Annotated in this window: 18 protein-coding genes; 11 read left to right on the forward strand and 7 right to left on the reverse strand. The window is 41.5% G+C overall.

The window, feature by feature from the left end; genetic code table 11:
- Nucleotides 1-4: 4 nt before the first annotated feature.
- From P1X15_RS05290 to P1X15_RS05315, 6 genes are all read left to right on the forward strand, one after another.
- A complete protein-coding gene (locus tag P1X15_RS05290; RefSeq protein WP_277337103.1) occupies nucleotides 5-3475 on the forward strand; it encodes a TonB-dependent receptor in 3471 nt (1156 codons plus the stop codon).
- A 6-nt stretch (nucleotides 3476-3481) separates the two neighbouring features.
- Entirely contained in the window at nucleotides 3482-5152 is a 1671-nt protein-coding gene (locus tag P1X15_RS05295) for a RagB/SusD family nutrient uptake outer membrane protein (protein WP_277337104.1), read from the forward strand.
- A gap of 83 nt (nucleotides 5153-5235) precedes the next feature.
- Nucleotides 5236-6744, forward strand: a complete 1509-nt coding sequence (locus tag P1X15_RS05300) for an arylsulfatase (RefSeq protein ID WP_277337105.1) — start codon at nucleotides 5236-5238, stop codon at nucleotides 6742-6744.
- 195 nt (nucleotides 6745-6939) lie between these two features.
- On the forward strand, nucleotides 6940-7860 hold the full coding sequence (locus P1X15_RS05305; RefSeq protein WP_277337106.1) for a hypothetical protein: 921 nt from the start codon (nucleotides 6940-6942) through the stop codon (nucleotides 7858-7860).
- A 3-nt stretch (nucleotides 7861-7863) separates the two neighbouring features.
- Nucleotides 7864-8415 (forward strand): hypothetical protein, encoded by a 552-nt coding sequence (locus P1X15_RS05310; RefSeq protein ID WP_277337107.1) that lies wholly within the window; start codon nucleotides 7864-7866, stop codon nucleotides 8413-8415.
- Nucleotides 8412-9968: a KGGVGR-motif variant AAA ATPase gene (locus P1X15_RS05315; RefSeq protein WP_277337108.1), complete on the forward strand. Its 1557-nt coding sequence runs from the start codon at nucleotides 8412-8414 to the stop codon at nucleotides 9966-9968. The genes P1X15_RS05310 and P1X15_RS05315 overlap by 4 nt, the downstream gene beginning before the upstream one ends.
- Nucleotides 9969-9988: 20 nt before the next feature.
- Here the strand turns inward: P1X15_RS05315 and P1X15_RS05320 are convergent, their stop codons facing one another.
- The 3 genes from P1X15_RS05320 to P1X15_RS05330 form a co-directional block, all read right to left on the reverse strand.
- Nucleotides 9989-10273: a hypothetical protein gene (locus P1X15_RS05320; protein WP_277337109.1), complete on the reverse strand. Its 285-nt coding sequence runs from the start codon at nucleotides 10271-10273 to the stop codon at nucleotides 9989-9991.
- Between the two features lie 149 nt (nucleotides 10274-10422).
- Entirely contained in the window at nucleotides 10423-11634 is a 1212-nt protein-coding gene (locus tag P1X15_RS05325; RefSeq protein ID WP_277337110.1) for a serine hydrolase, read from the reverse strand.
- Between the two features lie 89 nt (nucleotides 11635-11723).
- On the reverse strand, nucleotides 11724-13106 hold the full coding sequence (locus P1X15_RS05330) for a hypothetical protein (RefSeq protein WP_277337111.1): 1383 nt from the start codon (nucleotides 13104-13106) through the stop codon (nucleotides 11724-11726).
- A 380-nt stretch (nucleotides 13107-13486) separates the two neighbouring features.
- Here P1X15_RS05330 and P1X15_RS05335 point away from each other — a divergent pair, with 380 nt between their 5' ends.
- The 4 genes from P1X15_RS05335 (at nucleotide 13487) to P1X15_RS05350 (ending at nucleotide 19000) form a co-directional block, all read left to right on the forward strand.
- Entirely contained in the window at nucleotides 13487-14692 is a 1206-nt protein-coding gene (locus P1X15_RS05335) for a hypothetical protein (protein ID WP_277337112.1), read from the forward strand.
- A gap of 151 nt (nucleotides 14693-14843) precedes the next feature.
- A complete protein-coding gene (locus P1X15_RS05340; RefSeq protein WP_277337113.1) occupies nucleotides 14844-17246 on the forward strand; it encodes a TonB-dependent receptor in 2403 nt (800 codons plus the stop codon).
- A 172-nt stretch (nucleotides 17247-17418) separates the two neighbouring features.
- Complete coding sequence (locus P1X15_RS05345; protein WP_277337114.1) at nucleotides 17419-17757, forward strand: potassium transporter KefB; 339 nt, start codon at nucleotides 17419-17421, stop codon at nucleotides 17755-17757.
- 1 nt (nucleotide 17758) lies between these two features.
- Nucleotides 17759-19000 (forward strand): hypothetical protein, encoded by a 1242-nt coding sequence (locus P1X15_RS05350; RefSeq protein ID WP_277337115.1) that lies wholly within the window; start codon nucleotides 17759-17761, stop codon nucleotides 18998-19000.
- Nucleotides 19001-19200: 200 nt separating this feature from the next.
- Here P1X15_RS05350 and idi read toward each other — a convergent pair whose 3' ends face one another.
- The 4 genes from idi to P1X15_RS05370 form a co-directional block, all read right to left on the reverse strand.
- The gene (idi, locus tag P1X15_RS05355) at nucleotides 19201-19704 is read right to left on the reverse strand and encodes an isopentenyl-diphosphate Delta-isomerase (RefSeq protein ID WP_277337116.1); all 504 of its coding nucleotides are present in this window, start codon (nucleotides 19702-19704) and stop codon (nucleotides 19201-19203) included.
- Nucleotides 19705-20079: 375 nt separating this feature from the next.
- Nucleotides 20080-20385, reverse strand: coding sequence for a 30S ribosomal protein S10 (gene rpsJ / locus P1X15_RS05360; RefSeq protein WP_028522456.1), 306 nt, complete (start codon nucleotides 20383-20385; stop codon nucleotides 20080-20082).
- Nucleotides 20386-20527: 142 nt separating this feature from the next.
- A complete protein-coding gene (locus P1X15_RS05365) occupies nucleotides 20528-21127 on the reverse strand; it encodes a cupin domain-containing protein (RefSeq protein WP_277337117.1) in 600 nt (199 codons plus the stop codon).
- Between the two features lie 25 nt (nucleotides 21128-21152).
- Nucleotides 21153-21599, reverse strand: a complete 447-nt coding sequence (locus tag P1X15_RS05370; RefSeq protein WP_277337118.1) for a hypothetical protein — start codon at nucleotides 21597-21599, stop codon at nucleotides 21153-21155.
- 300 nt (nucleotides 21600-21899) lie between these two features.
- Between P1X15_RS05370 and P1X15_RS05375 the strand changes: the two genes are divergently transcribed.
- Complete coding sequence (locus P1X15_RS05375) at nucleotides 21900-23753, forward strand: histidine kinase (protein WP_277337119.1); 1854 nt, start codon at nucleotides 21900-21902, stop codon at nucleotides 23751-23753.
- Nucleotides 23754-23755 lie beyond the last annotated feature (2 nt).

Raw genomic sequence — 23755 nt, forward strand, 5'->3', positions numbered from 1 at the left:
TATTATGAGGAATTCTTTACTGCTCACTATGAGGCTTTTGCTAGTAGTGATTGGCCTAAATCTATTACAGCCTTTGGCGTGGGCACAGTTGGTGGCAGCTGCACCTAAGTTGGCGGTTTCTCAGCAGCTTGCAGGAGGAAGCAAGTCAATTCCTTCAAACGCCATGTCGCTTAAAGAAGCCTTAAAAAAGTTAGGCCAAGAAAATCAGGTTAGTATTTTGTTTGAAGAGGTAGTAGTCAAAGACATGATGATATCTTCGACTTTGATTGAAAAAACAGATAAACTTGAATCAAAGCTGAAAAGTTTGCTGAAACCTTATGGCCTCACGGCCAAGAAAGTCGGAAGAGATGCTTATGTCATTGTAGAAGAAAAAACGAAGCAAAAAGAAAAAAGCAATGCTTCTGTCAAAGACACCCCTGAAGCTACTTTGGTAGAAGAACAAGAGGGGATAGCTCTGCAATCCAATATAGGTGTGCCAACGAAGTCTATTCAGTTGATTGAAAAGGTCGTAAAAGGAAAAGTAGTAGATGAAAAAGGGGAAGTATTGGTAGGGGTCAATGTAGCTGTAAAAGGAACCACCAAGGGCACCTCGACCGATATAGAAGGCAATTACCAGATTAGTTTGCCAACAGAGGCTACTACTTTGGTTTTTAGTTTTATTGGATACGAAAAAAAGGAAATTTTGGTCAATGCTCAGACCGTAATCAATATCACCTTGAGTAGTTCTAATCAGACCTTGGGAGAGGTAGTAGTGGTAGGATATGGGTCGCAGAAAAAATCCGAACTAGTGGGGTCGGTCTCTCAACTAAACGCCGATCAAATAGGCAAACGGCAAGTAACGCAAGTCTCCAATGCCCTCACGGGCCAAATGCCTGGCGTGACAGTGGTACAACGCTCAGGGCGCCCCGGTAGGAGTGCAGGCAATATCAATATCAGAGGGATAGGTTCGTTTGGGGCAGATGCTTCTCCTCTGATTTTGGTGGACAATATCCCCGTGGCAGATTTTAATGAAGTAGACCCAAATGATATTGAGAGTGTATCGGTACTCAAAGATGCCTCGTCAGCAGCGATTTATGGGGCACGCGCAGCCAATGGCGTAGTGCTTATTACGACCAAAATGGGCAAAGAAGGAAAGACCCAAATTGCTTACAATACTTACTTAGGGATTCAGTCGCCCACCAAATTTCCTGAAGTGGTAGATTCGTGGGAATATGCCACTCTTTATAATGAAGCAATTGGCAGTCAGCAATTTGCGGCGGATATTATTCAAAAATATAAAGATGGTACCGACCCTAAATACCCGAATGTGAAGTTTTTGGACGAAATCGCCAAAAATGGCTTGATTCAAAGTCACAACTTCTCTATCAATGGAGGAACTCAAAATTCACAATATGTGCTTTCGTTGGGGTATTTGGACCAGAGTGGGATTGTTGACAAAAACAATTTTAAGAGATACAATGTACGCCTGAACCTTACCAGTAAGCTTCACGAAAAATTGACACTCTTTACGCGCTTATCAGCAGTAGGCAAAGCTATCTCAGAACCAAGTACGCCAGGTGGTCTTGATTTTAAGGGACTTACGCAGATTTTTTCGCAAGCAGTGCGTTTCCCTTCTATTCATCCCGCCAAACTAGAAGATGGTACTTATGGTAAAGGCCCTATCAATACAGGGACACCAGTATCTTGGATTGAAAGCGCGTCTTTCTATAATACCACCGGCATGGAACTCGTCGGCAATGCCCGCCTTGATTGGCAAGTGCTGCCAGATTTTAAAGTATCGGGGATTTTGGGATATACCAACAATAGCCTTAAAAACAAGGATTTTCAAGCAAGTCAGGTTATCGATCCTACTTTGACGCTTGGGCCTTCGGTGTTGTACAATGACCAATCTTCTCAATCTTACGTGACGAGCCAAGCCTTGGCGGAGTATCGCAAACAGCTACAGAAGCATCAGTTCAATGTATTGGTGGGTTATTCTTTCGAAACACAACGTTATGAGTTTTTCTCAGCGCAGCGCGACAAACTCCCTAGCAATGATTTAACTCAAATCAACTTAGGTGCTCCCGACAATCAACGCGCTAACGGTTCGGCTTATGAGTGGGCGTTGCAGTCTATTTTTGGAAGGCTAAAATACGATTTTGCAGGTAAATATTTGTTTGAGTCAACGGTGCGCTATGATGGTTCATCGCGTTTTCCAACCAATAATAAATACGCCTTCTTCCCGTCGATTGCGGGAGCGTGGCGGCTATCAGAAGAGGCATTTTTGAAAGATGTTAATTGGCTTCAAGACTTGAAAATTAGGGCGTCTTGGGGGATTTTAGGTAATCAAAATATCTCTAATTATCCTTATCAGCAAACCTACGCCAGCGGACAAAACTACTCATGGGGAGGGCTTGTATATCCGGGGGTGGCTTTGGCAGCCTTGCGCGACCCCAATATTCATTGGGAATCTACTCGTACGGCTGATGTGGGGATAGATGCTAGTTTTTGGAGTGGAAAACTAAACATAGGAGTTGGTTATTTTGATCGCTATACTTATGATATTTTGTTTCGCCCAAGTGCCAGTATTTCAAGCGTTTTGGGGGTAAGTATTTCTGAAACTAATACAGGGAAATTGACCAATAAAGGTTGGGAAATTACGGCTAATCACCAAAATAGAATAGGTGCGCTCAAATATCAAGTGGGAGGAAATTTAACCATCACCAACAATGAAGTACTTGACTTAGGTGTAGGGAATGTCAAACAACCCAACGGCCTCATCGGAAATGGCTCTAATTTGTTTATTGGGTATCCTATCGGGATGTATTATGGGTACAAATCAGACGGCTTATTTATTAGTGAGGATGATATCAAAAACTACGCAGTTCAAACCAGTGTTAATCCTCGTCCGCGTCCAGGAGATATTCGTTACCAGGATATTTCGGGACCCGAAGGCAAGCCTGATGGTAAAGTAGATGCTAATTATGATCGTACTTATTTAGGGTCAACGATTCCTAAATATACTTTCGGGTTCAACTTAGGTGCACAGTGGAAAAACTTTGATGTGAGTGCACTTTTGCAAGGTGTGGCGGGTGTCAAAGGAAACCTAGGGGGCTATGCTGGATATGCATTTTACAATACAGCCACGGCCCAAAAATGGCACCTCGACCGTTGGACTCCCGAAAATCCTCGCCGCGATGCGCCTTATCCTCGCTTAGAACTTATTTCCAACCAAGGCACTCCTAATACCGTATCCTCAGATTTTTGGAATATCAGTGCTTCTTATCTGCGCATACGCAATGTACAGGTGGGCTATACTTTGCCAAAAATTAATAATAAAAAATTGAAAATGAGTCAATTGAGGTTTTATGCAGCGGCTGAAAACTTCAAGACTTGGAGTAAATATCGTCCTGGGTGGGATCCTGAAATCAACACTTCTGGCGAGTTTTACCCCATTTTAGCCAACTTTACTTTTGGTGCTAACCTCAAATTCTAAACCTCAATGAAGACCTATATTTATACTCAGCTCAAAAAAATTACCGCTTGGAACTTGTTAGTAGTTGGATTGATGACTGCTATAAGTTGTAAGGATGCCCTCGTAAAATCGCCTTTGACGGAGTTTGCCAGAGAAAGTTTTTGGCAAAGTGAAAGCAATGCAATGCTTGCGCTTGCGGGTGTTTATCGGGGCAACAATATTTATAATGTGGCAGAATTTAACCCTGCCGATTGGTGGTCGTACCACGGGCTTATTTTCTTAGAATTTGCCAGCGACAATGCTTACGACCGCCGTGGCGATAACTCCGCCGTTCATAAATTGACCAATGGTACCAATCTTGCTACCAATGCTTATATGACCAACTACTGGACCAACAGCTACCTTCGAATTGCTCGTTGCCATGAGTTTTTGGAGAATATCGATAGAGTCCCCATGGACGAGACCCGTAAAAAACGAATGGTTGCCGAAGTGAAATTTATCCGTGCATCGCAGTATTTTTATATGAGTCAATATTGGGGAGGAGTGCCATTGGTGACAAAATCCCTGACACCTTCCGAAGCCAATGCTCAAGTACGGGCCAGTAAGGCAGAAATAGTGAAGTTTACGGAAGATGAGTTTAAAGCATCGGTGGCTGACTTGCCACGCCACAAAGATGTCGTAGCTGCGGAGCGTGGACGGGTCACCAAGCAAACTGTTCTGGCGTTTTTAGGGCGTTTGTATCTCGCCGAAAAACGCTATCAAGAAGCTGCTGATGTCTACAAACAAATCATTGATTTTGGCGACAACAGCATTGACCCCAACTATCTGAACTTATTTATACCAGCGGGTGAAAATAGCAATGAAATTATTTTTGCGAATCAGTTTGTAAACGACTTACAAGGTCAGGGATTTTTGCAGCATTGCTATCCTGCGGTTGCCAATGGCTGGCATATTTTCTGTCCTTTAGGCAGTATCGCCGAAGAATACGAATTTTCTGACGGTACTCCTTTCTCTTATACCGATTCGCGGTATGATTCAAAAAACCTTGGCAAAAGCCGTGACCCACGTTTTGATTTTAACCTTATCTACAACAATGCATCTTTTAAAGGCCGCACTTATACCACGCATCCTGATGTGAGAGACTCTCCCGACCAACTCGGTGCAGGTAAACAAACCACTCAAACCGGCTATGGTATCCGTAAATTTAATGATGAATCATACAGCGGAAACTTACAGCAGTCTGGGGGCAATATACCAGTTATCAGATATGCGGAGGTGTTGTTAGGGTATTTGGAAGCAAAAATCGAAACAGGAGAAGTAACTCAGGCGCTTTTAGACCAGACTATCAATTTGATTAGAAGGAGAGCTTCGGTGCAGATGCCTCCTATTACTTTCACCACTCTGACGCGCATAAAAGAACAAATGCGCCATGAGCGTCGGGTGGAACTTGCTTTTGAGGGGGTTCGCTATTGGGATTTGTTGCGTTGGGGAATTGCCCATCAGGTATTGAATGGTGATTTTTATGGTGCACCCTTCCCCGGTGCTAACAATATTCGCAAAAAAGGTACCACCATCGACCCCAACAGCCGCTGGTATGTCACTACTCGCGCATTTCGTCAGGGAGTGGATTACTTGTGGCCTATTCCGCAATCCGAAATCAATATCAACCCCAATTTAAAACAAAATCCAGGCTATTGATTTTTGTGTCATTTTAAGGTAGTAATCTCACTATATTCGCACCATTTCTTTAGTTTCGACTTTCAATTTTACTTAGTGTTATTATGTGGAAAACAAAAAAAATACTTGCGTTGTTGCTACTAGGATTGACCTTAGGGAGGGCCTATAGCCAATCCAAACCCAATGTAGTCATCATTTATGCTGACGATTTGGGCTATGGTGATATAGGATGCTATGGTGCAAAAAAGGTTTCAACCCCCAATATTGACAAGCTTGCTAAGGCAGGGCTTCGTTTTACCAATGCTCATACGAGTTCGGCTACTTGTACGCCTTCACGTTATTCTATGCTCACGGGCGAATACGCTTGGCGCAAACCCGGTACGGGTGTTGCTACGGGCGATGCGGCTGCTTTGATTTTGCCAGGGCGTAGTACGTTACCGCTGGTATTTCAGCAAGCAGGTTATAAAACGGGTGTGGTAGGGAAATGGCATTTGGGGTTAGGGCCACAAGGGGGGCCCAATTGGAACGGCGACATCAAACCAAGTCCTTTGGATATTGGGTTTGATTACTCCTACATCATGGCTGCTACTGGCGATCGCGTGCCGTGTGTATATGTCGAAAACAGGCGAGTCGTAAACCTAGATCCTACTGATCCTATCCAAGTGAGTTTTAAAGAGCCTATCGGCAACGAACCTACGGGGCGTGCCAATCCCGAATTGTTGAAAATGAAACATTCGCACGGTCATGATTTTACAATTATCAATGGTATTGGACGCATTGGATACATGACAGGAGGAAAATCGGCGCGTTGGAAAGATGAAGATATGGCGGATATTTTTACAAGTAAAGCCGTAGAATTTATCGAAAAAAACAAAGCTGAACCCTTCTTCCTTTATTTTTCTACCCAAGACATCCACGTACCTCGTGTGCCACATCAGCGTTTTGTGGGTAAAAGTGGCATGGGACCTCGTGGTGATGTAATTGTCCAACTTGATTGGACGGTAGGCGAAGTAATGAAAGCTTTGGATAGACTCAATTTATCCAAGAATACCATTGTTGTTTTCTCGAGCGACAATGGCCCTGTTGTGGACGATGGCTATCAAGACCAAGCTGTGGAGCTTCTGAATGGACATACTCCTGCTGGTCCTTTGCGCGGCGGAAAATACAGTGCTTTTGACGCAGGTACACGTGTGCCGTTTATTGTACGCTGGCCGGGACAAGTGAAAGCAGGAGTGTCGGGCGCGGCAGTAAGTCAAGTCGATTTATTGGCTTCTTTTGCGGCATTCACGGGGCAGTCTTTTGATGCTACTACGGCCCCCGATACGCGCAATCAACTAGCGGCTTTATTGGGAAAAGACAAAAAAGGACGTGATTTTATCATCGAACACGCAGGTACTTTTTCACTTCTGAAAGACAACTGGAAATACATCGAACCCAGCAAAGGCCCTAAAATGAGCGTACAAACCAACACGGAGCTTGGCAACAACCCTGAGCCACAATTATATGATTTGTCAAAAGACTTAGGAGAAACCAACAATCTCGCTACCACCAATCCAACTAAGTTGAAAGAAATGCAGGATTTGTTGAGAGAGATTAAGGAGAAGCGGAAATAGAAGTAGGTAAATAATACATCAAAATACTACACCCTATTACCACTTGGTGAGAGGTATTACAAAAACCGCCCTTTTATGGGGCGGTTTTTGTGGTTAAAAGGGTACAAATAGCTTTTAAAATAGGTAGCTGAAAAGGGTTGACAAATTCAAGTTTTTTCGTTTGCTTTAAGGTGAAAAATTTGCTTTTAGCTTCTGATGATGTACGATATTTATAGTTTAGCGCTTGAAAATCTTCCCAAACTGCAAATTAGTTATGAGGAGTGTCGTTATTGCATTGATGATGTATGTCTTCAAAATTTTGAAAATCACCTTCGAGAAAAAGGAGAAGTGACGGTAGCGACGTTTTCTGGCTTTGCCTTTCAAAATAGAGCTGATGGGGAATTGTATTGCTCAGGAAGAGAGGGGGATAAAGAAGGGCGCCAAAGAGAGCTGATACTATCAAGTATTTTACAAAAAGGCGCTTATCTAAACGCTTACGAGCGCTTTGACAGTGAAGAAGAACGAGGAGCTCATTTTAGCAAATTTAAAGGTGAACGAGCTACTTTTGACACTACTTTTACAGAAGGACAAAAATTTAAATATCTCAATTTCAACAATGGGCAGCTAGGTATTCCTGCGTTTGGAGATTTTACGTTGGCTTTTCCGTTGAGTCATTTTGAGGAGAATAACTTAGTATTTGTTAAATACAACAGTCTCATTCGGAAAGAAAAAGGACAAACACAATGTTTTTATTTTACTGAAAACAATGAGGCCGTATCTGTTGAAATCCTTGTTCAAGATTTAAGTACACTCGAACATTTTATCCCTCTCATCGTTTTAAAAAGAAAGGAAGATTTGGCAAATGGCACCGATATTGACTACAATTTGTTAGTATTGAAACCTTTTGGAGATGCCTCCAACAAACACCGCGATTACGTAGAAGTAATTACATGGCAAGAGGTAAAAATTCAAACCGGGGTTCGGCTACGTGCCGAAAAGGAACGTTTTCAGGCATTGATTGATGCAATCATGACTCCTACGGTAGCTTTGGGGGCAGAAATTAGGAATATAACGGAGTTACAAACGTTGATTAGTAGCTATGAAACAAATAATCAACTAACTACAGAATTGGTTTAAAGTATGACCTTAACACTCATTGCAGCTACCTTCACCGATGGATACGGTATAGTGGCAGATACACATGGCGAAGTTTATTTGGTAAAGCCTCCCTTTGATTTTCATGGGAAAGAACACTTGCCGTATGAGCAAATTAAGTCAACCATTTCACAATTCGGGTTTAGGGAGTTGAATGAGCATTTTCCTACTTGGGAGGCAGTTTTTGAACGATTACGCCAAATTGCGTGGCAAGCTCGTCGTGAAGCTGGAGATTCCAATACAACGATTTTGGAAGAAGATAAAAAAGCCTTTTTTCGTAGTATTCCCTCAGGCTTTTTGAGTGGTGCCGTTGAAAAAATGGAAAGCTATTTGAAGGAAGAAAAGTATTATACCGCATTATTTGTTGGTGAAGCCTTGTTGGAGAATCATAATCTTTCTAAAAATGGAGAATTGTTTAAACGAGTAAAAAAGGCTGTAGAAGATGCGGAACTCAAACGTCAAGAAATCACCTCACGCTTCAAAAACTTTAATCCTGATAAAGTACGAAATCCCCAATTCAACCTTCAAATGGCATGAAAACCATTACCTTTTATTCATTCAAAGGTGGAGTGGGACGCTCATTGACACTTTCAAACATGGCACTTTGGCTAGCCGATGAAATGAAAGCTAAAGTGTGCGTTATTGACTTTGACTTGGAAGCACCTGGGTTGCCTTACAAGTTTGATGATTTACAAAATCCAGAAGATCAAGAACGCTTGGCACATACTGAAGGAATTGTAGAGTATGTGGATGAATTTAACCAAACAGGCTTTCCTCCCGCTGATTTTACACGTTTTTATTTGTCCTTTACTACGGCCAAAGGAAACCCTATCTCATTGATTCCGGCGGGAAATCTGCAACAAGCCGATTATTGGCGAAAACTATTTGATATTAACTGGCAACAACTGTTTGAATATGACGCTTCTACGGGTTACAGCAAAGGACTTTTGCTACTGGAAGATTTAAAAGGACGTATCGAAGCTGAACTTGCACCCGATTTTTTGTTGATTGATTCACGTACAGGACTGACCGAAACGGCATCTATTACCTTAAAACTAATGGCCGATAAAGCTATCTTGGTAGGAATCAATAATCGCGAAAACCAAGACGGGCTATTTTGGGTACTTCGCAGTTTATACGCCGACCCTTCAAGTCGCAATTTACCTTATCACTTGGTGCTAAATCGTGTACCTATGCAATACGGCACAGGCCGTAAAGAAATTGACCCCCGCGAAAAAATGCTTCGAGAAAGCTTCTTAAAACGCTTTGAATCCTTGGCCTCTCTTGACTACTTTGCTCAACGCTTCTCTATCATCCACGCCGACGACGAACAAGCGTTTGAAGAGAAACTTCAAGCGGGTTTTTACGTAGAATCACAGCCCAAAGTACAAATACGAAAAGATTATTGGGATGTATTTACGCAAGTAACAAAGGAATATTTCACTGATGCACAATGGAACATTTTTGACAGAAAGCGAAAAGCGTATGAGCTGTATTACAAAGCGAAGTTTGATACAACGGATGTACAAACGCAAATTGATTTGATAAATGAGGCAATTGGCTATTGTGACGATGACGCGTTTTTGTATAATTATCGTTTTATTTTGGTTTATAATTCTGGGAATAAAGAAACCGTTCATTTGGATCTAGAGAAAGCTGTCGTACTTAAACCAGATGATGTTAAATTAAGATATAATTTGGGGGTTATATATGCTAGACAGAAGAAGTATGATTTAGCTATTGAGGCTTACTATAAAGCTATTAAAATAGACCCCAGTTACAATAAAGTGTGGCATAACTTAAGTAATAACTTCATTAATTTTTCGTATCAGCAAAAAGAACCTCAAAAATCTGAAACACTACAGAAAGCACTTGAAGCGGCACAAAAATCCCAAGAATTAGGAGGGAAAGTTTATAACTTATCCTGTGTTTACTCTTTGTTCAATGACAAGCGAAATGCTCTATATTGGCTTCAACAAGCTCTAGAAAGAAAAGACGTTACAGTAGAACACGTCCAAAAAGACCGGGATTTTGATTCGCTACGCGAGGATGAGGATTTTAAAGCATTGCTTGCTCAATTCTCTTCCTGATTGAAGCTATTCCTTTCCCTTCACCTCGCTCGAATCGACTTAATCTTTATCCAGCGTGCATCTTTATAGCCAGGTCTTTCGTCGGGTTCAAATCTTATCCATACCTTATTGTTTTCTTTCTCAAAAGAAGCGGGCACCGTGGCTCGGTACATGGTAGAATCTACCCACACAAACCATCCTCCACAATATCCACAAAAAGTATAATCGCGGTTGGCAATAGTGGCGGCTTGTTCTTTGAGGCGCACATTTTCGCAACTGCTCAAGGTGGCACTGCCTACCAATAAAACAAATATTACTTTTTTCATTTACATCCCCTTTACCCCTAAGGACTCTCAATAACAGTAAATGGTTGGAAACCATGTAGTACAGGCATCCTGCCTGCGATATTGTAGTTGTATGAGAAATCAAATATGAATGGGAGGATATCTAAAACTTTATGCACAGTGTCTTATTATCACCTAATTGCCGCTTTAAACACTGCTTCTCTGATAGGATTGGGATTAAAATAATCTTTTGTGGGCTGTAAACCCATATTTTGGCGATTAATGAGGAGAATCACCGAAAGCTTTTGAGTAGGCACTACCACAATACTCGTTCCCGTAAAACCCGTATGACCAAAAGTGCCTGCGGGAGCATTTCGCATCAAGGCACTTTGAGTATCCATCATCCAGCCTAGGCCATTCTTAAAATTGTCTTGAGTTAAAAATAGCGACACGGTTTTGGAAGAAATAAACTTTTTACCTCTGACCATACCTTTATTTTTGAGCATATCTACTAGTTTTTGGAGGTCATCGACGGGCGAGAAAAGCCCCGCCGCGCCCGAAATACCCTCGTTGGCGTACCAGGCGTTGCCATCATTTACTTCACCTTTGAGGAGGTATTGACGCCATCCATTCCAGCTTTTAGGGTCTAGTCCTTTTACCACAAATCCCAGCGTGGAGTCTTCTATCATGCGTTTTTCATAAGGATTTCCCATCGAAGTCGCTGCGATGAGGTTGGCGGCTTTGTCGGGATTGTAGGTGGTGTGGGTCATACGAAGAGGGGCAAAAATTTCGGTTTTTAGGTAAGCATCCAAGCTTTTTCCCGAAACCTTCTCGATGATTTCGCCCAAGAGCGTAAAACCCAAATCGGAATAGTGCCGACCTTCTCCTACGGGATATTTCAAAGGAAGTTGTTTGATAAAAGCATAGGTATCTGTTCGTTTGTTTGAGAAATAATACAAAGGATACCATTCATACATGCCCGATGTATGCGTTAGGAGGTGGCGGAGGGTGATTTTGGCTTTTTCTCCTTCTTCAAAACCTGCTACATATCGTGCTACTGGGGCTTCTATATTGAGTTTTCCTTGGTCGTGGAGCTTCATGATTGCCGTAGTCGTACCTACTACTTTTGTCAATGATGCAATATCAAACAAATGATTGACGGTCATCCGTTCGGGGCGTTCTGCAATTGAACCGTCAAACTCTTTGAGCTGGGCATAGCCATAAGCTTTTTGAAGGAGTACTTTATCTCCTTTTTTGATAGTAACTACCGCTCCGGGGATTTTTTTGTCGGCAATGTATTTTTCAATCACTGAACTGACTTCTTGGTCAAGTACTTGGATTGAGGGGGTTTGGGCAAGGGCAACCTGAACAAAAAAGAGCAATAAAAAAGCGACAGATTTCATCCAATGAATAGTAATGTTAGCGAAAAAGGTTTCTTGCGAAGATACACCTAAAAACCTTTTTATCCCTAATCAAAAATAGAATACGATGGCTAGCTACCTCCGCATCCGCCACAGCCACCACATCCTCCCGAGCCACATCCTCCACTTCCACAGCTAGCGGTGCCGCTATCACTAGCAGCATTAGAAGTAAAACTTGCTCCCCACCACCCTACGCCATCGCCTGAAGTAGGGGGTTTGTGAAAAAGGTGCGGGAGTGTGTGGCCATCGGCAAAGGTATAAGTTGTATTGAAAAGCATAAATGTCAGGGCAGCAGTGCTTATGTCGTAACTCCATTCCGAGGCTTGATACGAATTTTGGGTGTCTTGATCGAGCAATGATGACTGACTTAGGATTATCCAAACCAGTACATAAAATACAAGCAGCAGCAATAAGAAAATGACGGGGCGGGCATTCAAGATTCCCTGAAAAACCCTAACAATACCAACCAATAACACCAACCACTGAAAAATATTGACCCATACACCTCGTGAAAGTGTTTGTTTAAGAGAAAGGGTCGCTTTGGAAATGGTTTTTGCGAACGAAAATAAGCTATCTCGAAGAAGGTTAGCCGAGATATCTTTTTCATCGTAGGCTTGCAGCGAATACATCATCGGCTGGTGAATACGTTTATCACAGACAAACTTGTCGCCCGTTTGGTAGTGGAGCCAACCCTTTTCAGCAAAATCAGTGACAAGTGTTAAAAACAAAGTTTCGGTATCTTTAAAGACAGCCGCAAAGTGATAGGGGTGGAGCTGTTGAGTAGCCGCTTGTAAGACCATTTTCTTAAAGTTAATTTTAAGATAAATGCCCCAGTATGCCCAAACTATCAAAACCATATATGCCAACAAAAAGAAGGGGCCAGACAATGAAAACATAAATAGCGACAAGATACTCAGCGCCAAAGCTCCAATAGGCCAATACTCTTTGCCTTGCCATAGAGAAGGAGTTTGCCAATTAGGTTTGCGAAAGAGCGAATTAGGAGAAAGATAAATTTCTAAATCTAGTCCAGAAAGCAGTGACCAATAGTCGGTGGGAGGAATCTCTTGGAACTCTTTTACATAGGCTATCAAAGTGTCGGCGTACCATTGTTGATGGCGGAGATTTTCTTTTTCATCCCCTTTATTGGGATAGTGATGAAGCTGTTTTTGTAATATTTCGCCGCAGAGTTTTTGCCAGTAGCTTACAGTATAGGTCAAATGCAAATGCCAAACTTTGTCGATTACCTCCGAAGGTGAGGCACCTTGGGGCATAGTGAGACAGAGGTATAAAAACTTTTTGTATTCGGCGATGGCACGTTTGGCAAAATCACCCGTCCATTTTTCCTCTTTGGCGAGCTTGTCCGAAAACTGAACAGCAGCGGCTTCGGCTGAATCATCTAATTGAAAATTGCTTATTTTTTCCCAAAGCGCAGGGTTTGAAAGTTGAAATTCCATTTGAATAAAGATTAAGGTGATCTGATTTTGTTTACCAATAGACTTTCTAAGTTTTTAAGGTGTTTGTTATGGGCTACGCATTGGCTTAAACTTAGAAAGTCTTGCCTAGGGTTTTATTTAGACTTTCTAAGTTTTTAAGGTGTTTGTTATGGGCTACGCATTGGCTTAAACTTAGAAAGTCTCTCCTGGACTGTTAATTTATTTATCGAAAATTGAAGATTTTTGCGCCTTAAAGTCAAGGATAACTGCTAGCGGATTGCTATGTGAGAGGTGGCTACAGAGGGGTTACATTCTATTTTTCTAAAAAAAAGATAACTTGCATTTGCTTGTCAATAGCTTAATGTCTTATCAAGATTTTGTTTTAACAGAAGTAAAAAAACATGAATATTGAAGTAGCTCGCCCGTTGTTTGAGAAACTGTGGAATCAAGTGCTGGAATTGTATTTTCGAGAAGAATTAGGGCTTCCTTATACCGATTTTCGCATGCCGCCTCATTCGATGAATCAGGTATTGGGAAACGCAAGTTGGTCTAAAAACAGCAGTTACGAAAAACAACAAAAAAGGCAATTGCCCGTCTTTGTGGGGCATGCTACTTACCAAAAAAGCCTTGAGATTCACGAAAAAGGCATTGGCCCTGAAACCTATAAATTCGGTGGTAGTACCTTCCGCGACCGTCACGATGACCTTCTCAAATCAGTAAAGACTTACATTGGTACTACCGATCATTTTATGTTGGCGCTTGTTCGGACCCTTGGCTATGCGACCCTCGACGACTATCGCCAAAGCCAAGGGTTTGATGCAAATGCCATTCGAACAAACCTAGGTAAATCCGCACCGGAGACTTCTCATTTAGAAAATGAACTTTTGACCCTCAACACCGATTTACAAAAGCTTTTAAGGGAAAATCGTATTCTTTATCAAAAGCAAAAACGAGGAAAAATAGTAGCCGTTGTCATTTTAATAGTACTCATAGGGTTGCTAGGAGCAGCTTTGTTTTGGCGAGGAGAAGACACGGGCGGGAAAGTAATCCGCTCTGTAGCCGACACCTCAACATTGGCAAAAGGTATCGTAGGAAACTGGTACAGTTATAATCGGAATTACGAAGCACGCGGCAAAAACGATGGTTATACGTTTAACCGCATTGCATGGCAAATTTCGGCGGATAAAAATGGATTTTTAGCCCTAAAACGCTACTGGAAAGCCCTAGAATTTGACGGTTGGACGGAGTTTATTGGAGGTACTTCTCCTCAACTTCACTTTTTTGTAAATGTTTATCAAAATGGTAGTGGTTACAAAAATCCCGTGGGCTATCGGCACTTTAATTGTGGAATTTGGGGCGAAAATCGGGATTGGATGCACGCAGATACGTTGAGTTGTATTTGTACATCTTACAATTTCAGCGATAGTCATTTGGGAGAGCCTTTGGCTAGCCGTGAAATTCTCATTCGTCAATCTCAAGTTTCTTTTGATTCGCTAAAGGTAGGTGCCCAAAGTCTCACCTTATCAGAAGCTCCTTGGCTTGCACGTTTTTTGCCCAAAGACGAGAGTTATTTGTTCCAAAAACCGAAGAATTTTTTCAAAAAATAACGTTGAGACTCCTCAAGCTTTGTAGAAAGAGCAGGCAAAAAACTTGGGGAGTCTTCTTTAAAGGATTTTTGACTACAACAAAAGTCCTTTTGGCTAAATCCGCTTTTTTGATTCATCTGACCTTTGTGAAAGAATTTTAAACAAAGGAAAAATGAACTTGAAAAGACAATTCAACAGCTCAGTTAGGGCATTCTTGGTTAGCTTAATAAGTGTATCTGCTTTTGCCCAAGCTACTGGCAATTTAAAGGGCAAAATTATCGACCAAATCACCAAGCAGCCAATCATAGGGGCAAATATCCTGTTGGCCAATACCTCATTAGGGGCAGCAACAGACACCTCGGGAGTTTTTGAAGTAAACCGAATCCCTGCAGGAAATTACTCCGTTACGATTTCATCAGTAGGTTACCAGACTCGAAAAATCACTGACATTATTATAAATGTAAGTAAGACCTACTATTCAGAGTTTGAGCTCTTAGAAGAAACCAACAAACTACAAGAAGTGAGCGTGAGGGTTTACAAAGGAGAAGTGAATCCCCTTACACCTGTATCTACATTCTTGATGTCTAGGGAGGAAATTTTCAGAAACCCAGGAGCACAAGGCGATATTATGAGGGCTTTAGCGGTATTGCCTGGTGTTACGAGTAGCGGTTCTCAATTTTCGGCCATTGCCGCTCGTGGACAAGGAACACAAGACAATATTTATATGGTGGATGATATGCCAATGTTTACCCTCGCACATTTAGAGGCCGAGGGGTTTAACTCGGGATTTAATGACCCCAATGGTGGACGTTTTAGCATCTTCGCACCAAAAATCATTGACAATGTTACTTTCCAAAACGGTGGCTTTGATGCGACCAATGGACGTAGATCATCCTCTTATTTAAGTCTTGGAATCAAAGAAGGAAACAAAGCCACTTGGTCATTGAGCGGGCAGTTTGATTTGTTGGGGGCAACATTGGTAGCCGATGGCCCTTTGAGTAAAAAAACCAGTGTATTTGCCTCTGCACGTTATCAAAACTTTGCCGCCTTGACCAATCTCTTGAATGTGAGCAGCGTAGGCTCTATTTCTTTTGGCGACTATCTAATTAAAACTACCACCGAGCTCAACAAAAAAAATAAGCTATCGTTTGTTGTGATGGTTAACCCTGAAAGGCCCTACAGAAACATAGATGACGTTAGTTCAGGAGTAAATATCAACGAAGATAACAGCGCAGGAAGCCTTTTATTTAACCATAAAGGCAGCAAAACCTTGGTAGGTCTCAATCTTAGAACCCTACTGAGTAGCAATAGTTATTGGAAAAATGTACTGTACTATCGCTCATCGACGGTCAACAATAACTTCGGACGATACACTCCTTCGTTAGATGCCGAGGGCACAATTATAAACCCAAGATTTGGACATTTTGAAAATGACTTACGGCATATTACTAACAACCAACAAGAAATCGGGTACCGAAGTATTTATACAAAACGCTACAATAAACTTACCCTCACCGCTGGAGTGGACGCCATGGTGGTAAATCTCGAATACGAACGACGCTTAAAACGTACGGATACCCTTTTTACCTTTCGGAGTACTGACATAAGACCCAACCCTAATCAATTTTATCAGGTTTTAGTGCCTTCATTGTTTAATACTTCTTACAATAACAGCGCTTTTAATGGGGCTGGCTATGTATCTTTTTCATGGCAACTAACCGATAAAATCACTTTAAACCCTGGAGTGCGCTTTGATTATTTCGGATTTAACGAAGCCGCCCACATTTCGCCCCGATTAAGTGGTAGCATTGCCTTAAATGACAAACAAAGCGTCAATTTTGCTTCTGGTCTTTACTTTCAGGACATCGCCTATTCTGATGTGGCGAGTCAATCAAATGGGACGCATCTTAAAAACGAAGAGGCGTTCCACAATATACTCGGCTACAAAGTTCAATTTTCTCCCGACCTAAAATTTGTAGCTGAAGGATGGCATAAACAATTCTTTTACATGATAGTACAACCAAATCGTGTTCAGAGTCAATTAAACAACGAGGGGGATGGCTATGCCTATGGTGCCGATTTTAATTTGATTAAGAGGTTGTCTCGCAAGTATTTTGGTCAAATCGGCTATTCTTACATGGTAAGTAAAAGAAACGACAACAATGGGCAAGGCGAGTACGACTACACATTCAGTGTGCCACATACTTTTACCGCATTGGCCAGTTACAAACCCAGCGATAAGTGGTTGTTTTCGGCAAAATTTCGATACAGTACTGGGCGGCCTACCGATGCTTATATCGTCCACGAAAATGTGTTGAACAATGCAACTAGCCCCACTTATTCCCAAGAAATTACGACTATTAACGCAAATAGATTCCCTGACTATATCGCCTTGGATGTTCGAGTTGACTACTACAAACAGATGAGAGCAGGAACATTCTCTGCATTTCTGGACATCGCTAATTTTAACCAACGGTTCAACGTTGCCAATGAAGTTTTTGTGCCACAAACTGGCAGAGTATTCAATATTGGCTTAGGAGTTTTTCCAACTTTTGGAATAAGATTTGAAATTTAAAGACAATGAAATTTCAAACTGGTTGGCGCAACAACGCCCTGCTCATTACCTGCCAAAAATAATTTTGAGATTTTGTTTGGATTATAGTTTGTGAATCTATTTACTTTGCAACACAAAGTACTTTCAGGTATTTGATCACAGTCATTTTATCATCCGTCAACACCTCATTTTTATGACACCAACCAACGCTTTCGCCCCGCAGCCCTTTCAGCCTGCACCTTTCATCAAACGCTCTGTTATTGGAGCAAGTATTGCGCTTGCCGTTATTGCTTTTTTTGTTTTTAGTGTTAATGCGCCAAAACCTGAGTGGGGGACTTTCTGGATGGTAAAACCACTCATTATTACCCCTTTGGCTGGAGCAGCGGGCGGCGGAGCTACTTACTTGGTAAGTCTGTTAGGTACACAAAACGGCTGGCAAAAAGCACTTGCTATTCTCGTGAGCGTGGTAGGATACATTATTGCCCTCTGGTTGGGGATTGTTCTAGGTCTCAACGGCACTTTGTGGAATTAAGATGAAAGAGCTACTTATTTCTCATATCAATGAGCCACAACAGCTTGAGAAGCTGTACCGCTCCAATAAAGCCTTGTTCAAACGTGCTTTTAGCTCCGCTTATCCCGACCTACAGGGCAATACCATCGCCGAAGTTTGGCACGAGCGCTTGAGTTACGAAAGCGACGATATTCAATGGGGTACAAGCCAAGACCTTGCTCTTGTAGTGGGGGCGTCTTTGGTGGCGGGTCTCATTGCCAAACTCCCCGCTTTTGCCCAGCTCAACGAAGAGTTTTTTTACACCCGCAACATCGGATTTGTCATTTTTCCGCTTCTGACCGCCTATTTTGGTTGGAAAAACAATGTTTCGACGAAGACAATGGCCATGCTTGCAGGAGCATTTGTAGTGGCAGCTATCTTTATTAATAGTCTTCCCGACCAACCCACAAGCGATACCCTAACGCTATCTTGCATTCACCTTGTTTTGTTTTCGTGGTCTATTCTCGGATTTTCTTTTGTGGGCAATTCCAACAACTCCGAAAAACGGTTGGACTATCTCAAATACAACGGCGATTTAGTGGTGATGACCACGCTGATTGTCATTTCGGGCGGCATATTAAGTGCGATTACCGTCGGCCTGTTTTCCTTGATTAATCTCGACATCAGGAAGTTTTATTTTGAAAACATCGGTGTTTTCGGACTTGCGGCTGCCCCTTTGGTGGGCACTTACCTTACCCAAACCAATCCGCAGCTGGTGGGCAAAGTGTCGCCTGTTATTGCCAAAATTTTCAGTCCGTTGGTGTTGGTAATGCTAGTGGTGTACCTCGGCGCGATTGTGTATTCGGGCAAAGACCCATACAACAACCGTGAGTTTTTGATGGTATTTAATGCCCTGCTCATTGGAGTGATGGCACTTATTTTCTTTTCGATTGCCGAAACCTCCAAAACGCTCCACAATCGCGCCCAAGTGTGGGTATTGTTTCTGTTGGCTACGCTCACCATTGTGGTCAATGGGGTAGCTTTATCAGCCATTTTGTTCCGAATTTCGGAATGGGGAATTACCCCTAACCGAACGGCGGTATTGGGCGGAAACTTACTTATTTTAGTGAATTTGCTGCTCGTTATGATACAGCTTTCGAAAGTCCTCACTCAGAAAGCTACCCTCGCCGATGTAGGCAAAACGATTGCTATCTATTTACCTATTTACAGCCTCTGGACCATCGTCGTTACCTTCTTATTTCCGTTTTTATTTGGGTTTAAGTAATCACTACGGGGTTCGTTCTTAATCACTAGCACAGGTCGTTTGGCTTGTGTTAGTGGTTTTTTGTTTAAATTTGTTTTGCCCCTTTTTAAGACAACTGCATCAATCTGGTGTTTGAAAGAATAATGGAAAACGAGCGAGTAGCCAAGTTAGACACTTTTGGAACAGCGGATTGAGACGGAAGAAGTCAAATACACAAGATATTACGGACATTTATCAACAACAAAAGGAAGCCAATAGGTGAAAAGTTGAGGAAAGGTTGATAAATTTTCTTTTAATACAGATAGTGACTCCCATTTATATTCTTCTACTTCATCAGGATTGGGCAAAGGGGTACCATCAAATAAGCCCCAAAAAACACTATCAAACTCATATTCAATCAAGCCATTTTCAAATGGAGTTTTGTAAATAAAATCTCCAACATGAGTCAAATGACAATCAAATCCCATTTCTTCTTGTAGTCGTAAGTGTACGCTAACGTCTATTAACTCATTGGGCTGTGGATGACTGCAACAGGTATTTGACCAAAGACCTCCTGAGTGATATTTATTTTGAGCGCGTTTTTGAAGAAGTACTTCTCCTTTTGAATTGTAAACCAAAATGGAAAAGGCACGATGAAGTAAGCCTTTTTGATGAGCTTCTAACTTATCACAAATCCCCAATTCATTGTTTTGTATATCTACTAAAACTACTTTGTCTCTTATCATAATGAGTTGCTATTGAGGAGCTGGAATTTCTGATGTATATATATTTTTGACTCGCTCATTTTCAATCAAAAATGCAACAGGAACAGAACGTACAATTTTATGCAATATATCTGAATAGTAACACTCCCCCAAAAAAACAAATAAGTGGTGCAATAAACCTCATTGTCGGAAGAACTAAAACTGATAAACAAGCACGCAGAGCGGTACTTCTAGGAGTTTATCAGAAACGTGGAGTAGTGCACTAATGCAAAGAGAGGCCAATATAAATAAGGAATCGGGTAAAACCAACGGAAAATTATTAAACGGTAAAGGGCGTAAAAACAACAAAAGCCGACCCTTTGCAGCGTCGGCTTTTTGAATTGGAAACCTTAGTCATTAAACTTTAATTTCGACATCAACCCCACTAGGCAATTCAAGTTTCATCAAAGCATCTACGGTTTTGGCGCTTGATGAGTGAATATCAATCAGACGCTTGTAGGTGCAAAGTTGGAATTGCTCACGTGATTTTTTGTTCACGTGGGGTGAACGCAACACCGTGTAGATTTGCTTCTCAGTAGGCAATGGAATAGGGCCGCTTACGACAGCACCTGTTGATTTCACCGCCTTCACGATGCGGTCAGCCGATTTGTCCACCAAATTGTGGTCAAACGACTTGAGCTTGATACGAATTTTTTGGTTCATTGTAATTCTGCTGGCTCAGATTTGTGTTTTTTGTAATCTTCGTCGAAAGAGCCATTTACTCCGACTTCGCTTTTGCGGGTGCAAAGGTACGGAATTCTTCCCTTATATAAAACAGAAAACAATTTAAAAAGAGCGACTTATCTTATTTTAAACCATATTTATCAACAATCGCTTGGCGTTGCTCAGGAAACATCGTTACCCCAAATCGTTTGTCGAGTGCGGCCATGCGTTTGGCAATAGTGGGATCCAAGGGTGTCAGGTTTTGTTTAGCCATGTCGGCATAGATTTGGTGAAAAAGTTCTTCCAGATATTCTTCAAAATTCTGGTTAAAATACAAATCCATAAAGCGAAGAGGTTTGTCAGAGGCGTTCCAAAAGGTGTGTACAAGACCTCGTGGACGTAAGTGAAAGCCTCCCGCCTGTACTTCATATATTTTATCACCCACAAGTACGGAAGCAGTTCCTTCTAATACATAACAGATTTCGTCCAAAGCTTTGTGTAGATGCGGCGGCGGTCCCATAGTTTTGGGAGCTACGGCTGCTTCAATGCACGAAAACTGATTGTTGGTTTGAGTACTTCTTACCCAAGTACGAATATCCAAGCCTCCTGGGCCAGGCTCTAATGGCGGAGCAGGTGGTAAATAAAAAGGTTGGAGAATGTCAGGAGGCATGGCAAAAGTATTGCCTGCGGCGGCGACTAACGTCCCTACAATACTTGAAACTAAAAATTGATTGCGCTGCATGGTTGAAAAAGTTATAAATGGTGAATTATTGTTTGGCCTTTGTTACTGCAGTCATATTCACGATTTTCCATTCGTTTCCGATTTTTTCCAAAAAACGCCCTTCTACGGTTTCGGTGATTTTATTTTTTTCAATATCTTCCGAATGCTGATTGAATGTAACATAGGCTGCATCGCCTTTGATATGTATATTCCAATCGCTACGCGTATTGTTGACTTTACGTGCTTTAGCTTTTGCCCATCGTTCGTCCATTGTTTTCCAGAGCGCATCACCTGTCAGCAAAATGCCATTATAGAGAAAAGAGGAGTAAGGTGCCTTTACCCAATGACTTAAGTAGGCTTTGTAGTTGGCAGCATCGCTGGCCGCTTTTTCAGCTTCTATGGTCTTTTTGATAGCTGCTATGTCAGTTGTTTGAGAGGAAGCCTTGCTATACAAAAAAGTGAGTACTAAGAGAGTTAGCATTAATTTTTTCATGTGTTTGAAACGTTTGAAGTTGGGTATAAAAAATGATTTTAATCCTACAACGCCGCCGCGATTGTTAACTAAAATTGCTACAAATTTTTGGTGTGTTTCAAGCGAACTGAAGTGAGGAACGGAGGATATTGAGGGAAGGAAGCTGCTTATTGAGTGAATATATCTTTCGCGGTATTTCAAGCTTTTTGAGGCGTTCCCTCATCTTGTAATACCTTTCACTCAAAAAAAATGGGACTTCGCCAGCTCGTGGTAGTAGGGTGAGCAATAGATGTGTTAAATTTATATCTAAAAGAAAAGTGAATGAGGAAATGTAATTGGATATTGATGTTGCTGGTCGGAACACAGTTGAGTTTGGGGCAGTCGGCCAACATTGTCCAAGCTCATGATAGTTTGATGAAGCTTTTGCCTACTTTAAAAGCAGATACTACGCGCATTGATGTATTGAAAGAAATCGGGAAAACTTGGATTTCGAGAGACCCTGCTAAGGCCTTGCAATATGTGAATGAATCTATCGCACTTGCCCGAAAAATCAAAGACACGCATCGCGTCAAACTCGGATTGCTCAATCTGGGGTATCAATATAATGTATACGGCGAAAGTGGAAAAGCGATTGAAACGTTGCAAGAAACCTGTCGCTTAGCGCAAAAAGACCTTGATTCTCATACCGCTATGGTGGCCGTGGCCTTTATCTCAACGGCTTATGTAAAACAGGGAGACTTAGAAAATGCACTTCATTATGCTTGGTTTCCTTATTTTTATTTCCAAAGGCATTATCCCGCAAATTTGGCGTATCTGGAGCCTTTTATTGGTTCAACCATGAATGTTGGCGAAATCTATTTACACAAAGGGCGCTTAGATTCTGCGTTGTACTATATGCAAAGAAGCTATACCACTTTGAAAAAAAATATCCCCACCAATCGTTATTTTATTTTTCACATTCCTATGCTAATGGGAGAAATTCATCTTAAACTTCAAAACAAGAAACAAGCTCTGTTTTTTATTAATGAAGGTTTGAAAAAGGCTTATGAACTTAGCGATAATACTGGGATTGTGGAAGGACATTTGAACTTAGCCAACTATTATCTCCAAGTCAGTCAGCCTGATTCTGTCCGTAGGAATGCTCTTTTAGTAATAGAACAAGCTTGGAAGTTGAAGAAATATGAGGCAGTCAGCGAAGCAGGATTATTGTTGAAGACATGGTATACGGAGCATAAAAACCCTGAAAAAGCGTTGTATTACAGTGATTTGGCCAGTGCTGCTAAAGACAGCCTGACCAATTTTGAAAAAGTAAAACAGGGTCAGCAATTGAGGTTTCGAGAGCAGCAATACCAACGAGACTTAGCCAATGCTCAAATAGATTATCAAAATCGTTTGGTGAGATATTGGCTCATAGCAGGATTGGGAATCGTATTGTTGATTGTGGTGGCATTGTATCTTAACAATCGTCGAAAACAAAAGGATAATCTATTACTAAAAAATGAAATTAAACTTCAAGAAGCTGAATTTGCCAGCAAAATTGCTGAAACAGAAATGACGGCCTTGCGGGCACAGATGAACCCTCACTTTATTTTTAATTGCCTCAATTCCATTAAGTTATATACGCTTGAAAACGATGCACAGACAGCATCTGACTATTTGACAAAGTTTTCGAGATTGATTCGGTTGGTATTAGAAAACTCACGCTCTGAGAAAGTGACCCTTGCCAACGAATTGGAAACGCTACAATTGTATATAGAAATGGAAGCTATGCGTTTTAAGAATAAAGTGAAGTATCAACTAGAAGCTGATGATGAGATTGACATACACTACATTGATATTCCTCCATTGTTGTTGCAGCCTTACATCGAAAATGCTATTTGGCATGGATTGATGCACAAAGAAGAGGGAGGAACCGTTATTATAAAAATTGATTTAGAGCAAGAATATCTCTTACAAGTTAGTATCATTGACGACGGGATTGGCCGAGCGGCAGCGGCTGAGCTTAAAAGTAAATCAGCGACCAAGAATAAGTCTTTTGGGCTAAAAATGACGTCCGAACGTATAGAGCTCATTAACCAACTTTACAAATCAAAAACCCAAGTACAGATCGAAGATTTGGTGGATGACAATGGAAATACCAAGGGTACAAAAGTCATTGTAAAAATACCTGTTTAAGT

Source organism: Runella sp. MFBS21, assembly GCF_029433105.1.
Taxonomy (GTDB): domain Bacteria; phylum Bacteroidota; class Bacteroidia; order Cytophagales; family Spirosomataceae; genus Runella.

What these genes read in the sequence shown, in the direction of transcription:
- P1X15_RS05290 (WP_277337103.1), top strand. Translation starts at nt 5, where the DNA reads ATGAGGAATTCTTTACTGCTCACTATGAGGCTTTTGCTAGTAGTGATT.
- P1X15_RS05295 (WP_277337104.1), top strand. Translation starts at nt 3,482, where the DNA reads ATGAAGACCTATATTTATACTCAGCTCAAAAAAATTACCGCTTGGAAC.
- P1X15_RS05300 (WP_277337105.1), top strand. Translation starts at nt 5,236, where the DNA reads ATGTGGAAAACAAAAAAAATACTTGCGTTGTTGCTACTAGGATTGACC.
- P1X15_RS05305 (WP_277337106.1), top strand. Translation starts at nt 6,940, where the DNA reads ATGATGTACGATATTTATAGTTTAGCGCTTGAAAATCTTCCCAAACTG.
- P1X15_RS05310 (WP_277337107.1), top strand. Translation starts at nt 7,864, where the DNA reads ATGACCTTAACACTCATTGCAGCTACCTTCACCGATGGATACGGTATA.
- P1X15_RS05315 (WP_277337108.1), top strand. Translation starts at nt 8,412, where the DNA reads ATGAAAACCATTACCTTTTATTCATTCAAAGGTGGAGTGGGACGCTCA.
- P1X15_RS05320 (WP_277337109.1), bottom strand. Translation starts at nt 10,273, where the DNA reads ATGAAAAAAGTAATATTTGTTTTATTGGTAGGCAGTGCCACCTTGAGC.
- P1X15_RS05325 (WP_277337110.1), bottom strand. Translation starts at nt 11,634, where the DNA reads ATGAAATCTGTCGCTTTTTTATTGCTCTTTTTTGTTCAGGTTGCCCTT.
- P1X15_RS05330 (WP_277337111.1), bottom strand. Translation starts at nt 13,106, where the DNA reads ATGGAATTTCAACTTTCAAACCCTGCGCTTTGGGAAAAAATAAGCAAT.
- P1X15_RS05335 (WP_277337112.1), top strand. Translation starts at nt 13,487, where the DNA reads ATGAATATTGAAGTAGCTCGCCCGTTGTTTGAGAAACTGTGGAATCAA.
- P1X15_RS05340 (WP_277337113.1), top strand. Translation starts at nt 14,844, where the DNA reads ATGAACTTGAAAAGACAATTCAACAGCTCAGTTAGGGCATTCTTGGTT.
- P1X15_RS05345 (WP_277337114.1), top strand. Translation starts at nt 17,419, where the DNA reads ATGACACCAACCAACGCTTTCGCCCCGCAGCCCTTTCAGCCTGCACCT.
- P1X15_RS05350 (WP_277337115.1), top strand. Translation starts at nt 17,759, where the DNA reads ATGAAAGAGCTACTTATTTCTCATATCAATGAGCCACAACAGCTTGAG.
- idi (WP_277337116.1), bottom strand. Translation starts at nt 19,704, where the DNA reads ATGATAAGAGACAAAGTAGTTTTAGTAGATATACAAAACAATGAATTG.
- rpsJ (WP_028522456.1), bottom strand. Translation starts at nt 20,385, where the DNA reads ATGAACCAAAAAATTCGTATCAAGCTCAAGTCGTTTGACCACAATTTG.
- P1X15_RS05365 (WP_277337117.1), bottom strand. Translation starts at nt 21,127, where the DNA reads ATGCAGCGCAATCAATTTTTAGTTTCAAGTATTGTAGGGACGTTAGTC.
- P1X15_RS05370 (WP_277337118.1), bottom strand. Translation starts at nt 21,599, where the DNA reads ATGAAAAAATTAATGCTAACTCTCTTAGTACTCACTTTTTTGTATAGC.
- P1X15_RS05375 (WP_277337119.1), top strand. Translation starts at nt 21,900, where the DNA reads ATGAGGAAATGTAATTGGATATTGATGTTGCTGGTCGGAACACAGTTG.